Annotated in this window: 13 protein-coding genes; 7 read left to right on the forward strand and 6 right to left on the reverse strand. The window is 49.7% G+C overall.

The genetic code is table 11. From position 1 onward, the window contains the following. Nucleotides 1-117 precede the first annotated feature (117 nt). A complete protein-coding gene (locus tag M2277_RS16055; protein WP_280755154.1) occupies nucleotides 118-2739 on the forward strand; it encodes a winged helix-turn-helix domain-containing protein in 2622 nt (873 codons plus the stop codon). Nucleotides 2740-2826: 87 nt separating this feature from the next. Here the strand turns inward: M2277_RS16055 and M2277_RS16060 are convergent, their stop codons facing one another. Further along, a complete protein-coding gene (locus tag M2277_RS16060; protein ID WP_006208464.1) occupies nucleotides 2827-4179 on the reverse strand; it encodes an MATE family efflux transporter in 1353 nt (450 codons plus the stop codon). 397 nt (nucleotides 4180-4576) lie between these two features. Between M2277_RS16060 and M2277_RS16065 the strand changes: the two genes are divergently transcribed. Continuing rightward, on the forward strand, nucleotides 4577-5860 hold the full coding sequence (locus M2277_RS16065) for a chitinase (RefSeq protein ID WP_280755155.1): 1284 nt from the start codon (nucleotides 4577-4579) through the stop codon (nucleotides 5858-5860). Nucleotides 5861-5994: 134 nt separating this feature from the next. On the opposite strand, the gene M2277_RS16070 is transcribed toward M2277_RS16065, so the two are convergent. Next, complete coding sequence (locus tag M2277_RS16070) at nucleotides 5995-6357, reverse strand: MmcQ/YjbR family DNA-binding protein (RefSeq protein ID WP_063478716.1); 363 nt, start codon at nucleotides 6355-6357, stop codon at nucleotides 5995-5997. Between the two features lie 148 nt (nucleotides 6358-6505). Between M2277_RS16070 and M2277_RS16075 the strand changes: the two genes are divergently transcribed. The 3 genes from M2277_RS16075 to M2277_RS16085 all read left to right on the forward strand — a co-directional run bounded on the left by M2277_RS16075 (nucleotide 6506) and on the right by M2277_RS16085 (nucleotide 8817). After that, nucleotides 6506-6895, forward strand: a complete 390-nt coding sequence (locus M2277_RS16075) for a hypothetical protein (RefSeq protein ID WP_231888012.1) — start codon at nucleotides 6506-6508, stop codon at nucleotides 6893-6895. An 81-nt stretch (nucleotides 6896-6976) separates the two neighbouring features. Continuing rightward, a complete protein-coding gene (locus M2277_RS16080; RefSeq protein WP_006208459.1) occupies nucleotides 6977-7732 on the forward strand; it encodes a YheC/YheD family protein in 756 nt (251 codons plus the stop codon). A 155-nt stretch (nucleotides 7733-7887) separates the two neighbouring features. Next, complete coding sequence (locus M2277_RS16085; protein ID WP_280755156.1) at nucleotides 7888-8817, forward strand: CAP domain-containing protein; 930 nt, start codon at nucleotides 7888-7890, stop codon at nucleotides 8815-8817. Nucleotides 8818-8819: 2 nt separating this feature from the next. On the opposite strand, the gene M2277_RS16090 is transcribed toward M2277_RS16085, so the two are convergent. After that, complete coding sequence (locus M2277_RS16090; RefSeq protein WP_006208456.1) at nucleotides 8820-9323, reverse strand: CYTH domain-containing protein; 504 nt, start codon at nucleotides 9321-9323, stop codon at nucleotides 8820-8822. Between the two features lie 125 nt (nucleotides 9324-9448). Then, on the reverse strand, nucleotides 9449-9913 hold the full coding sequence (locus M2277_RS16095) for a DinB family protein (protein ID WP_280755157.1): 465 nt from the start codon (nucleotides 9911-9913) through the stop codon (nucleotides 9449-9451). 201 nt (nucleotides 9914-10114) lie between these two features. Between M2277_RS16095 and M2277_RS16100 the strand changes: the two genes are divergently transcribed. Beyond that, the gene (locus tag M2277_RS16100) at nucleotides 10115-11089 is read left to right on the forward strand and encodes an aldo/keto reductase (RefSeq protein WP_280755158.1); all 975 of its coding nucleotides are present in this window, start codon (nucleotides 10115-10117) and stop codon (nucleotides 11087-11089) included. A gap of 74 nt (nucleotides 11090-11163) precedes the next feature. On the opposite strand, the gene M2277_RS16105 is transcribed toward M2277_RS16100, so the two are convergent. Next, nucleotides 11164-12102, reverse strand: coding sequence for an aldo/keto reductase family protein (locus tag M2277_RS16105; protein WP_280755159.1), 939 nt, complete (start codon nucleotides 12100-12102; stop codon nucleotides 11164-11166). Between the two features lie 160 nt (nucleotides 12103-12262). On the opposite strand from M2277_RS16105, the gene M2277_RS16110 reads away from it, so the two are divergent. Next, nucleotides 12263-12601: a winged helix-turn-helix transcriptional regulator gene (locus M2277_RS16110; protein WP_036642884.1), complete on the forward strand. Its 339-nt coding sequence runs from the start codon at nucleotides 12263-12265 to the stop codon at nucleotides 12599-12601. Between the two features lie 91 nt (nucleotides 12602-12692). Here M2277_RS16110 and M2277_RS16115 read toward each other — a convergent pair whose 3' ends face one another. Then, on the reverse strand, nucleotides 12693-13439 hold the full coding sequence (locus tag M2277_RS16115) for a MerR family transcriptional regulator (protein WP_280755160.1): 747 nt from the start codon (nucleotides 13437-13439) through the stop codon (nucleotides 12693-12695). Nucleotides 13440-13597: the final 158 nt, after the last annotated feature.

Consider the following 13597-nt stretch of genomic DNA (forward strand, 5'->3'; position numbering starts at 1 on the left):
AAATAAATGGAAGCGAAACGATTGACAAACGTTAACTTTTCATCATTTTTTTCATATAATCTAGTTATCTCGACTCAATTCCCTAATAAAAGAGTTCGTATATTGCGAGGGTATCCTATGAATCCACCGATCAATTCACCTATTCTGAAAATGAAAATCAGCGTTCCCGGACTTAGGGAGCATCTTGTTCCCCGAGATCGGCTGCTGCATAATATGACGGCCGGCCAGCAAGGACATCTGACCACCGTTATCGCGCCGGCCGGATATGGCAAATCCACACTTCTGGCGCAGTGGGCTCATGCAGTAAGCGAACGGTGCGCCTGGATGTCACTGGATGAACGGGATAACGATCCCGTCCGCTTTTGGAGGTACGTTACGGCCTCCATTGCTTCGGTTCTTCCAGAGCAGCAAGGAGAACGGCTTATGAACCATACGCAACTGCTGCCCGGCGTGTCGATTACAGCTTATCTGGATACGCTGATCAGCGACTTGTATGAGTGGAGTGAAACTCTTCATCTCATTCTGGAAGATTTGCACAGCATTTACTATACGCCAATCCATGAAGGGCTTTCGTACTTGATTGATTACCTCCCTGGGCATATTCATTTATTGATTTCATCCCGTACGGATCTGCCGTTCTCCACCGTTAAGCGGTGGGCTGATCACAAGATCAACCACATCGGAACGGATCAGCTGCAATTCACCTCCGATGAGACAAAGCGCTTTTTCCGCCATGCCACAGACAGCAGTTATCCCAAGCCAAATTCGATGCAATTGCAAACGTTGCTGGACCGAACCGAGGGCTGGATTACCGGGCTACAGCTCGTTGCTCTTTCCCTTCGCTCAGGCAGCAGGTTAGAACCTTTCATGGAGGAGATCAAAGGCGATCAATTTCATGTCTCGAGTTATTTATTTCAGGAAGTGGTAGGGAAATTGCCTTCCGAGGTGTTTCGCTTTCTGCTCCAGACCGCCGTCCTTTCCCGATTGAACGTCCAAGTCTGCGATGCCGTAACCGATTCGGATAACAGCCGATCTATGCTGGAAGAATTGCGGAAGCAGAATCTGTTCCTTGTGCCACTGGATGAACAACATACCTGGTTTCGCTATCATCATCTGTTCTCACAATTTTTGCAGGACCTGCTACAGCGTGAGTGTGACGGGGAATATGTTAAACGTCATCGACTCGCAGGCCAATATTACGCCTCCATCGGCTCCACAGATGAAGCCATCGACCATATGTTTGCAGCGCAGGATATCGAGTCTGCGGTGGGCTTGCTGGAGCAGCATGCGCAAACCGTGCTTGAGCGAGGGGAGCTTACCACCTTGCAGCAATGGTTTGATCGCGTCCCGACAAGCTTCCCAGTCACGCTGGAAACGTCATTATTGCATACCTTTGTTGTCGTTCTGATGGGGGATCTTGAACGCTCTGGGCGTATGCTCGCGAACATCGAGGAAGCGTGCAGCAACCTCCCATCATCTAGCCGACGAGAGCAGCTCCGAAGCAGCATGCTGTTTGTGCGGTCCAATCTTGTTTTTTTGAACGGGGATTTTGCCGAATGGTTTGCTTTCAGTGAGGGCATCCTTGACAATCTTACGCCCGACAATCCGATCTACTATCAGTTTGATTATAATCGGCAGGAGCCTTACGTAAGGCGCACCTCGCTTGGTATGAAGGGCGCTCTTTCCGCGGATACAGAAAGGATTGCGCATTTGTTTACCGGGGTACTGGAAGCCCATGGCTGGGATCATTCGCTCATGAATTTATATGTAAAGATGTCATTATGTGAAGGTTACTATGAGTGGAATCGCCTAGCGGAATGTCGCCAGCTGCTGATGCAGCTCCGAAAAGCCCCTCCTTCCCAAAAAACAATGGGTTTGTTCATACCTTTGCATATTACCGAAGCAAGACTGTATGCTGCCGAGGGTAAACTTCATCTTGCCCATCATGTTTTGGATGAAGCATGGGACGCAGCCAGCTGCAGAAAAGAGAGCTCGTGGCTATCTTCACTGAGAACCGTGCGCAGCTTGATTTATGTTCGGGAAGGACGTATAACCGATGCCCGAAAAGAACTCGCCGTTCTCCCCATTTCAATCAAAGATCGACCGACCTACAGCCGGGAACCTGAATATTTGGCGCTTGTCCGCCTGTTAGGCAAACAGCGCAAAGAAACTGAGGCGCTGCACCTTCTGGAGCTGTTAAAGCCCCAGGCAGAGCGTGAGTTGCAAATATCCAGCATCATGGAAATCACATGCCTGCAAGCCTTGCTGGAGTACCAGCGTGGTCAACGCAAGCAGTCTCTTCAACTTCTTCGTGAAGCACTGCGTTTAGGTGCACAGAACGGTTATGTCCGCACCTTCCTTGACGAAGGAGAGGACATGTATCAACTGTTGATGCGTTATACTTCCCACCCAGCGCAAGAAGAGGACGTGGATATGGGGCTCATTCAGACACATCATTATGCGAGAATGCTTATGGAATATTTCCCCAATCATGTCAAGGCAGATACCCCCCATATTACCTCGTCTCAATCGGCTCTACCAGAACAGCTGAATCGAAATGAGAAGAATTTACTGCGGCTTATTCTGCAAGGTGCTGCCAACAAGCAGATGGCCGCTGCACTCGGCCTGTCCGAAGGGACGATCCGGGTATATTTATCCAGATTATACGATAAGCTCGGTGTTACCTCCCGTACACAGGCACTGGTAAGAGCCCAGTCATTAAACCTGCTGGACGATTAAATCGGACTGTAACAAAAAAGGAATCCCCCTCAGTCGAACCGGGGATTCCTTTTTTGGTCTATGCAAATCAATCAGCAAATGATCTCCTCACGAACTGAAGGATCGTATCCATTTGAAACGATTGACCTTCACGATAGCCACAAAGCATTTCAGGATCTGATCAGACTTCAGACAGATGAATATGGCGAGTGGCGACAGATTGAACACAAACGCGCACAGTGCCGAAGATGGCAGTACAATGAGCCACATAAAGATTAAATCGTTGTACAGCACAAAGCGGGTGTCTCCGCCGCTTCGCACAATGCCTGTCAAAGCCGGCATCTGATAGGCCGTTCCGACTACGGTGATGGACAATACCGTCATGAAATGCAGTGCGAGTGTTTGGGCTTCATCGGAAATGGAGTATAGACCCAGCACGAGATCCTTGATGATAAACAGCACAGCTCCCGTCACTAAACCCAGGAGGATATACAGGATCTGCAGCGTTTTGGCATAGGATATGATTTTGTCCATCCTGCCTTCGCCGATCGTTTTTCCAATGATTACAGCCGTTGCACTGGCGGAAGCGTAGATGATGACGGTCACCATCTGAAAGATCGTTGTGGCGATACTGTTTGCAGCGATGGCCGATTCCCCCATATGCCCGAGAATGGCCGTCTGCGCCGCCATCGCAAGGCCCCAGATCGTGTTGGACATCAGGATCGGGGATCCTACCCGGATATACTGTTTGAAGAGTCCCATATCGAACTGCAGGAAATCCTGCAGCTTCAACCAAATTTTACGGTCAAATCGCTTAATATAAATGATGACGATGATGCATTCAATGATTCGCGCTGTCAGCGTTGCAATGGCCGATCCGGCCACACCAAGCTCCGGAAATCCCAAATATCCGTATATGAGGATATAGTTCAGGCAAATGTTGATGATCAGCGTGGATAAGGATACCACGAAACCGATTTTTACCGTCTCCACGCTCCGCAAAGAGGCCAGCAGGGAGCTGGTAATGGCAAAGAAGATATACGAGAAACAGATGATTTTTAAATATTCCACGCCGGCAGCAATCACATTCTCTTCCTTCGTAAACAAGGACAGCACCTCATGCGGGAAAAAGAAAACAATCACCCATAACACAACGCTGAGGAGTATGGCCATACGCATTCCGATGCTTGCCGCTTTTTTGATCAAGCCTAAATCCTTGGCTCCCCAGAATCTGGACGACATGATGACCAGCCCCTCACATACCCCCATAACCAGCATGTGCAGCAGGAATTGGATCTGATTTGCGAGGGCAACACCCGATAAAGCCGATTCACTATACCCTCCCAGCATGACGTTGTCTGACAAGTTCACACCGACTGATATCAGGTTCTGCATCCCGATCACAAGCGTCAGCCAGAAAAAGCTTTTGTAAAATCCCTTCTCGCGAACAAATAAACTCATGTCAGCTAACCCTTCTTCGTCTATAAGATGATTATCCTCTAATATATATGAATCTACGGAAATGAACAGAACAAATTGAAACACACCACCATTTCCATAGAATAACAGATTAATAGGATCAAAAACATAATAACATTATAATGTTTTTGGCATGGAAAACTAGTCTTCAAGTCGGAGTACACTATGAATCCGCGTATCGGTGGTTCGACGGTATCCCCATTCATTCCACAGCAAATCCCCTGCCAATCGATACATCTCCCTCCGCCCGATTGAGCACGTCAGCATCTTAAGTGTTCATTGATCGTAAACTCGTGGGATTTCCTGACTATGTACAAAACGACATACCGTATATATGATGGCAATGTAATCCATCCCAATGATAAAGAGGAGAATGTGTATGACCCTGTGGAAGTATCCGTTATCCGGCAAAACCATCCAGCGAAGTATGATTGCAGCCCTGAGTGCAACACTCCTCATGACGCCGCTTCATGCCTTTGCAGCCGATGAAACGCCTCAGGCCGCAGCATCACCCGCGACTCTGAACGTCAGCCTCGAATCCAGCACAGCTGGCACCTCAGCTCCTGCACAAGTCAGTCAGTCTCAGAGCAGCTCTCTTGCAGTCGGCGAGCACCGACTGATCAGCCGCAAGGAAATCGTTCAGAACTGGGATGATCTCGACCCGGATTATACCCCGGAGAAAGCTATCGAAGCGGTTAAAGCGCTCCTCTCGAAAGAAGATTTCGAAGCGCTGTTCCCATACCGGCTCGGCTCAGAGGAATGGTATAAGGTCGCCAAGGGCAAAGAATACTACAAAGCCGATCAGAAGGATTATTTCTCATACGACAATCTCATACATGCGGTAGCGGAAGTGTCCAATCTGAAGATCAAAATCCGCACGCGGCAAGGAACACCTTCTGCCCAAGAGATTTATAGATTGGACAAGGACGGCCGGGTAGAAACACTTGTGGTGCGTTCAGCAGATTTTCACTCGGCCAGCAACCGGAACAAAACAATTGAAACCGTTATCATTGACGGCGGAACGTTCCTGAAGGAAGGATTCAAGAAGGACCGCAAGCGTGAACTTGCCGCCTTCCTCGCTAACCTGTCCCACGAGACAGGCGGAGGCTGGTCCACCGCTCCGGGAGGTCCTCTTCGTTGGGGGCTGTTCTGGAATGAAAACATCGCCGGCCGGACAGGTGTCAACCAGGATGCCTTCGTTGATCCGGCAAGCGCTGAGCTGTACCCCGGAACACCGGACAAGCGTTATTACGGCCGCGGGCCGATCATGCTGAGCTGGAACTTCAACTATGGCCTGTTCAGCTCTATTATTTACGGAGACAAAAGCGTGCTTCTGGACAATCCGGAGATCGTTGCCGCCGATGGCAAAATCGGCTACATGACTGCTATCCTGTTCTGGATGACACCGCAGAACCCGAAGCCATCTGCTCATGATGTCATGGTCGGCAGATGGAAGCCTTCCCCGCCGGAGAAGTTCAGGGGCTTGGGAGATCCGGGCTTCGGCACAACGGTTATGGTCTTGAACGGTCTGGAAGCGAACCTTGGAGAAATCGAAGGAAGTCCGGTACAGCGGCGGGCCGGCCATTACCGCGACATTACAAACCGCATGGGCGTAGATATTACAGGAGAGAAAGTAGACACGTTAGGCATGAAACCATTCTAATGAAGAAACGGGTGCAATGGATGGGGCCGGGCTAAGCTAACTCATGTTAAATAATCGCCCTCTGGCTAGCGGATGACAGACCCTATCTGTTTCCATTCTGCCAAGAGGGGCGATTATGGCTGTTTCAGATGATATCATACCAGCCGCTGGGAGATGGCTAAACGCTGTGTTTTGGGCAGGCTCTTCAACACCAAATCATACGAATGATCAATCATATCGTGTACATCCGCTTCCGTGAGGGAGCCATCGATGGCTACCGTGTTCCAATGTTTCTTGTTCAGGTGATATCCAGGTTGTACTGCTTCATGCTGTTCACGCAAATTCTCAGCGATCACGGGATCACATTTCAGGGAGATATGACTGACCTTCTCTTCCGTTATCGTAATCAGGGCAAACATTTTGCCGCCGACCTTCATCACAAGCGGAAGCGGTCCAAACGGATAGTCCTCGGTTGCAGCTTTCTTCGAAAGACAATAGGTTATAAGCGGGTCTCGCACGGAACATTCACTCCTTCATGACAGATCTACCTGATTATAGTAGATGATGTCCCCCTATTCAATTCCGGATCCTATTTTGTTCATGCTCCGTTCATATAACTCTTGTATACTTGGGACTGATTCTTTATGCAAGGGGGAATATCTCATATTGAACTACGGCAAATGGCTGATGCGAATTGCGGCCATCTATACACTCATCGGCGCTTTAATCGGAGCGGATATGGCAGGAAGAAGCAGCTACAGCATGGTTGCAGGCCATGCCCACATCCTGGTGGTAGGCTGGTTGACCTTGTTTGCCTACGGCATGTTTTACTACGTGTTTCGGGAGAAACTCAGTATGAAAAAAACGGCTGCACTGCACTTCTGGACCAGCCTCCTGGGAGGCGGGATCATGCCCCTGGGCATGTTGATGTATTATCAGATGCAGAATACGGCTACACTGCTGGCTTTTATCATTCCAGCTTCCATACTGCTTGTCGCAGCAGCTTTATTTATCATCTTGTTGTTTTTCGATAAAAAATTGTTCTCAGGCAGATAGCTTGATTCAAGGCCATCGTGGAGGCTCGCTCTACTTTTTCGGCATATGCTGAACAAAAAAAGAGAGGTGAGCCTCTTAACTATGAAATATAAAAGCAGCACCATCAAGAGCAAATGGAAGAAAACGCAATGGTTGCTTGAAGATTCCTATTTCCGAAAATATGTACCGGTCACCCTGACGTTTAACAAAAAAAACCTGTCCACCATGCTGGGCGACTATTCCAACGTCTACTTCAAGCCAACCGGCGGATCTGGCGGCAATAACATTATTCGGATCCGCAAAACCGACGGAGGCTACCAAACTCAGCTGAACACCAAAAAAACCACGTATTCGAGTTCTTCCGAATTGTATCGGGAGTTGAACCGCTTTGCCGGTAAACGTCCCTATCTGCTCCAAAAAGGAATTCGGTTAGCCAAAAGCAAAGGCAAGCCATTCGATATCCGGGTCATGGTACAGAAGACAAGTCAGGGAAAATGGGTCAGCACCGTCCTGTTCACGAAAATCGGCAGCCCGGGCAAGGTAGCCACCAATTATAACCAGGGAGGCAGCATTGGCACTTTCCATAAAACTATGAGTGGTGCAGGATTTAATTCTGCCTTTATCCAGAAGGCAGAATCTGAGCTGAAGGAGATAGGCGTTGCCACTGGTTATAACTTTGACCGGCATTACCGCGGTTTCAAAGAACTGGGTCTCGATGTGGCTATCGATTCCAGCGGCAGACCTTGGATTCTGGAGGTTAATACCCGCCCCCAAGTGTATCCTCTCAAGAATTTAAAGGACCGAAGCTTGTACAAACGCGTCTTGTCTTACGGTAAGCAGTATGGGCGGTTTAAGTAGCATTTGATCTACACATTAAAAAAACGCGAGCCGCAGGATGGGCTTGCGTTTTTTTTTGCACATAAATGGTATGCAGGAAACGGCGAGCAGGAGAAATGAAGAAGTCCATCGAATCCCTTCTCTTGAAACTATGCTTGAGAGGAGAATTTCCATCCATGCTGCATCCCCCCCGTCGATGTGGATCTGTGATTGCACGTATCGCAGCTGCTGTGATGCTGATCACAAGCCTTGCACTAACCGGCGCTTGGCCAGGAAACGTTGAACTATCCGCCAGCACAATCGAAACTTCCAGCCTCACTTCATATTCCCGGGATCAATACGAAGCGCTCGCCTACTTGAATGAGGTTCGAGCTAAAGCCGGACTTCCTGCTGTCACCTTAAATGACCGGATCACCGAAGCTGCTGAGCTTCATGCCCGTTACTTCAATATAAATAAGGTGGCGCCCAACCTGAGCGCCCATAACGAAAAGGCTGGGCTGCCCGGCTATCGCGGAACCCGTATCCGAGATCGACTAGCGGCCGCAGGTTATGTGTCCCCCTCCAAGCAGGGGTATGCATCAGGCGAAGTCATGCATTTTCGCCAGAAGAGCAGTCTGAACGCCATGAAGGGCTGGCTGGATACCGCATACCACCGTCAAATGGTTCTGAGTCCAAACTTTCAGGAGATCGGGATCGCTCTCGTTGGCGGCACGGCTGTCGTGAACCTGGCAGGCAGCACAACATCGCCCATCGCTGGCGGCCTCGCCATCTATCCTTACGACGGTATGCAGAATACCGGAATTGGATTTTACGGGTTTGAGACGCCTAATCCCTTGGTCCAATTTGACGTGGAACATTCAGGCTATATCATTTCAGCGACGGCTGCAGGTCCGATCGATAAGTTTGAGGCCGCCATTACGGATGAGGAGGGTGCCCTCCTTCCTTTTTACGAGGAGATATCCAGAGACACCCTGTTCCTGTTCCCCAAGGAAATATTGCGAGGACTCCACACCTATACAGTTTCGGTAAAATATCGGTTAGAAGGCACACAAGCGTGGCACAGCCGCACTTGGTCTTTTACAACGGGAACGGGCAGCGGATCGTAAAGCTACGCTTCCTTGCTCACTTGCAGATCACGCCATACTTTCTTGTTGCTGTATTGTTTCTCCATACTGATATCTTGTCCGAACCACGCCGGAGGCACAAAGCCGTCTGCCGCTTCCATAGAAGGAAACTCCACTTCAAGCACAAGCATCTGGATCTGTGCGTAATCATCGATTTCAATTAAGGTATTGTCCCATCTGGCGGTTACTCTTCGCTTGGTCAGTGGAACCGCTCCAAACGCCTGCACCACCTGCTCATACAGCCCCTCCGAAATGGCGTATTCTATCTCTTCGCGGGCAATGCCCCAGCCCTTCTTGAACGTATGGGTGAACTCTAGCCGGCCGGACTTCAAATCTTGTATTTTGCGTACCCTGAGCTCCTGATCGCCGTCCAGTGCCAAATACGTCTGCTCGATGAACTGCTCTTTCTCAACCACGAGTATTCCTTCCTGAATCAAGGCATCGGGATATGCCGGCAAAAGGTATTTGCGTTCTATTTCTATAGCCATAATCGTAATATCCTCCAATCGTTATTCCAATCTGCTAATTTCATTATAGGGATCGATCATCCCAGGGGGCAAACCAAAAACGATAGAAGGCATCCGCAAGGATACCATTCTATCGCTTCTCATGATTAACGTATCATTTTCTTATAAGACTTGATGGTCTGCGTATGCATGCCTTCATGATACATGCTGAACGCAAGGAGCTCGCCCACGGTTTGGAACGTCAGTGGACCGATGGTCAGCGGATGTGCTGGAGACTGGTCCAGACGATTCGAGAAGGTTTCGCGAATACGCGCGGTTTGTTCTTGCAAAAGCGCTACCAGTTCGGATAACGCAGGCGGCTCAGTGGTCCAATCCGCAGGCTTGGTACCGGTGGCGAACCATACCTCGAAGCCTTCCGGCATTTGTACAGGCTCACCAGCCGTTGCAAAAGCGAACTGTTCATGCACGGTGTAGATATGTCCGAGGTTCCAGCGAATATTGTTCGTGAATCCCTCCGGAATGATATTGGCCTCTTGCTCCGTTACATTTTCTACCGTTTTGATCGTTCCGCCTCTAGCAAAATCCAATTGATTGAAAATAGCTTCATTCATATTATAATAACCCCTTCCTATTGGTACGTAACTATACTAACGTAGTATTCTCCCTATCGCAAGGAGCCTCAGGAGATTTCCCGCAGCCTTTTGAAGGTAGACACAAAACAGTGCCGTGCTGTTCTGACCCTGATCCATTTGGACCGCTCCCGTGAAAATGTTTATACTATAGTAAATCTGTACATAAAGGAGTCGATCAAGATGAACTACTGCCGTCTCGGAAGCAGCGGACTCAAGGTTTCGAAGCTCGGCCTGGGCACGAATGCTTTTGGCAAAAGGGCCGATCAAGAGACTTCGACACGCATTATCGACCATGCACTGGACCATGGCATCAATTTCATCGATACCGCCAACATTTATGCGGGCTCTGAATCGGAACGAATCATTGGACAAGCACTGTCCGGCAGGCGTCATAACGTCGTATTGGCTACGAAGGCAGGACTTGTGAATGGCCAGGGACCCAATGAGCGCGGCTCCTCCCGTTATCATCTGCTGCAAGAGCTTGAGAACAGCCTTAAGCGGCTGAAGACGGATTATGTGGACCTGTATCAGATTCATACCTTTGACCCCGATACTCCTCTTGAGGAAACCTTGCGCACGCTGGATGACCTGATATCGTCGGGAAAAGTGAGATATATCGGCGCCTCTAACTATGCAGCTTGGGAAATTATGAAGGCGCTTGGCATCAGCGAGCTTAAAGGATATGCCCGGTATGTGTCCACCCAGACGAGTTACTCTCTCGCGGACCGAACACCGGAACTGGAGCTGGTCCCCCTCTGTCTGGATCAGGGCGTTGGCATCATTCCGTATTTCCCTCTGGCTGGCGGTATTCTTACCGGCAAATACAGCCAAGGCAGCAGCACGCCTTCCGGCTCCCGTGCCGAGACTGATCCGAACTTCAATCGCTTCCTGGAAGATCACAATCTAAAGCTCGGTCAGCAAGTCAGTCAGCTCGCCGCAGAGCACGGTCATTCCCCAAGCGCTCTTTCCCTTGCCTGGCTGATGAATCGCCCTGCGGTGTCCACGGTCATTGTCGGCGCTACGAAAACCGAGCAGCTGGATGATAATCTGAAGAGTCTGGAAATCGAGATCGATGAGACACTAGGTTCGAGCCTGGACGAAGTCAGCAACGGCTTTGTGTATGCCAAGCCATTTGCAACGTATCGACTGGGTTAAATAAACCACGCCAAAAAAAAGCCGCTCAACGAATGGTTGAGCGGCTTTCCATTTCAAGCTGGCCTGCTGTTTTTCTATTTCAGGATCTCTTCAATGCGAGTTTGAACCTCTTCGCTGAGTTCAATGCCGGATGCCTTCACATTCTCGGTTACCTGTTCCGGACAGCTTGCGCCGACAAGCGCACTGGCAACGTTTGGTTGACGCAGAATCCAGGCAAGCGCCAGATTGCCTACGGACACCTCAAGCTCTGCCGCAATCTTCTCAAGCTCATGAACCTTCGCGATTTTTTCCTCGGTAATGCCTTTGCGCATCCAATCCAGCTTCGCAGCGCGGCTGTCGGCTGGAATATCCGAAGCGGAGGTGTATTTCCCTGTGAGCAGTCCTTGGGCCAGCGGGGAGAATACCACCTGACCGATGCCCGAGCGCTCGCTGAGCGGAATGATTTCTTTCTCGATATAACGTTCAAACATGTTGTAGATCGGTTGGTTTACCACGATACGGTCCAGCAAATAACGATCCGCTACGGTCAATGCTTCCGCGATTTGCGAAGCTTGCCATTCACTGACGCCAACATACAGCACTTTTCCTTGGCGAACGAGATCATCAAGCGCGCGAAGAGTTTCATCAAGCGGTGTTTCCGGATCATGACGGTGGCAGTAGAAAATATCAACATAATCATGGCCCAGACGCTTCAAGCTGGCATGCGCCTGCTCCATAATGTGCTTGCGGGACAAGCCACGATCGTTCGGACCATCACCCATCGGCCAGAAAGCCTTGGTCGCCAGCACATACGATTCACGCGGATACGCTTTCAGCGTTTCGCCAACCAACACTTCAGCCGCACCCTTTTCATAGACGTTCGCTGTATCAAAAAAGTTAATACCCAGGTCATAAGCCGTCTTGATGGCGTTCACCGCATTCTCGCGCTCAACATAACCGCCGTATGTAAGCCAGCTTCCCAAGCTGATCTCACTGACCTTGAGACCTGTACGGCCCAATTTTCTATATTTCATTGCAATTCCTCCTTCAATAAGATAACGATGGTGGTACATCTGTTATTCTAAATTAGTTCCTATTCTTAGGGAAGAAGTGAAATGTTCTTCACTATATTATAGAGAGGATAGCTGATATACTTGAGTATAGTTAGTAGAATATCGGAGGGAGCCTTTCATGATGGGGAATAAATCGAGCAGCTACATACCCAAAACACCCGAACATATCGAATGCAATATCGAAAAAACGCTACTGGTCTTAGGCGGAAAATGGGCATTTCTTGTCATCCGCGAGCTCTTCGGCGGCACGAAACGGTTTGGCGAGCTCCAGCGAAAGATCCCGAACGTCAGTCCGCGGGCACTGACCACAACGCTTCGTCATCTGGAAGAGCAGGGCGTGCTTGAACGCGAGGTATTCCCTACCGTTCCGGTTACGGTCGAGTACACCTTGACCCCCAAGGGCATGGATCTGCACGTCATCTGCAAGGAAATGAAGCTGTGGGCGGCGCGGTGGACCTGACCCTCTCATATAAGCCATATAAAACAAGACACCTTTCACTATAGAGAAGGTGTCTTGTTTGGCATTCGACTGACCGTTTCACCCGGCCTCATCACACTTCCGCGTACGCCTCCGCAGCAGCATGCAGATAATAAGCCAATCCCGTCTGCTGCTCCTCCAGCATTCGAAGATGAAATTCATCGCGCAGGAAGAACTTCGTCTGCCCCGCAAAATCGGCAGCCGAGAAGGTGTGACCCTGCTCGTTCATAAACTGCAGATGATTCCGAATCGAAAGCTGAACACGCTCATCATCGTGCTTGATCCCGGTTATGAGAGCATTCGCTATGGCGGACATAAAAGCGGCTGCTTCCCTCGCCTGCTCGTTCATACTGGAAACATCGACAGGCTCCCCCTCCAACAAATCCACGTCATACTGCTCTTTCAGATGCTGATTCTGCTCCGCTAACGCATCCTCCCATTCTTCTGCACTGCCGAAGCCATTAAACAGATCTTGAGGTTCCATCGCCAGACCCTCCTTCGTGTAATGAATGGAACGCCGTAAGGTCTGAAGGATGCTCTCCAGCCGATCCTGCCTCTCCTTGAGCAGCTGCTCCTGCTCTGACAAGATGGAGAGCCGCTCCGGCGTCTCCGTCAGCAGCTCTTTAACTTGCTCCAAGGAGAAATCCAGCTCCCGGTAAAACCGGATTTGCTGCAGCCGTTCCAGCTCCTTCGTCCCGTACAACCGGTAACCGGCATCACTTATTTCGGCAGGCAAGAGCAAGCCGAGTTTATGATAATGATGCAGTGTCTTGATGGTCACCTTGGACAGAATCGACACTTCTTTTACCGTATATAACATAGGTGTTCCCTCCTTCGACCTTCAGTCTAAGGCCTCCTCTTAGAGGAGAGTCAAACCGAAAAAACCTAAAAATAAGACGAGTGCTTCTGCACCCGCCTCATCTAGTTCTTACCGTATACTATATCGCATATAAGACGCCTCATGTTCTCTTGGTTTCA

The organism is Paenibacillus sp. LBL (assembly GCF_029893715.1).
Taxonomy (GTDB): domain Bacteria; phylum Bacillota; class Bacilli; order Paenibacillales; family Paenibacillaceae; genus Paenibacillus_AQ; species Paenibacillus_AQ glucanolyticus.

What these genes read in the sequence shown, in the direction of transcription:
- M2277_RS16055 (WP_280755154.1), top strand. Translation starts at nt 118, where the DNA reads ATGAATCCACCGATCAATTCACCTATTCTGAAAATGAAAATCAGCGTT.
- M2277_RS16060 (WP_006208464.1), bottom strand. Translation starts at nt 4,179, where the DNA reads ATGAGTTTATTTGTTCGCGAGAAGGGATTTTACAAAAGCTTTTTCTGG.
- M2277_RS16065 (WP_280755155.1), top strand. Translation starts at nt 4,577, where the DNA reads ATGACCCTGTGGAAGTATCCGTTATCCGGCAAAACCATCCAGCGAAGT.
- M2277_RS16080 (WP_006208459.1), top strand. Translation starts at nt 6,977, where the DNA reads ATGAAATATAAAAGCAGCACCATCAAGAGCAAATGGAAGAAAACGCAA.
- M2277_RS16085 (WP_280755156.1), top strand. Translation starts at nt 7,888, where the DNA reads ATGCTGCATCCCCCCCGTCGATGTGGATCTGTGATTGCACGTATCGCA.
- M2277_RS16090 (WP_006208456.1), bottom strand. Translation starts at nt 9,323, where the DNA reads ATGGCTATAGAAATAGAACGCAAATACCTTTTGCCGGCATATCCCGAT.
- M2277_RS16095 (WP_280755157.1), bottom strand. Translation starts at nt 9,913, where the DNA reads ATGAATGAAGCTATTTTCAATCAATTGGATTTTGCTAGAGGCGGAACG.
- M2277_RS16100 (WP_280755158.1), top strand. Translation starts at nt 10,115, where the DNA reads ATGAACTACTGCCGTCTCGGAAGCAGCGGACTCAAGGTTTCGAAGCTC.
- M2277_RS16105 (WP_280755159.1), bottom strand. Translation starts at nt 12,102, where the DNA reads ATGAAATATAGAAAATTGGGCCGTACAGGTCTCAAGGTCAGTGAGATC.
- M2277_RS16110 (WP_036642884.1), top strand. Translation starts at nt 12,263, where the DNA reads ATGGGGAATAAATCGAGCAGCTACATACCCAAAACACCCGAACATATC.
- M2277_RS16115 (WP_280755160.1), bottom strand. Translation starts at nt 13,439, where the DNA reads ATGTTATATACGGTAAAAGAAGTGTCGATTCTGTCCAAGGTGACCATC.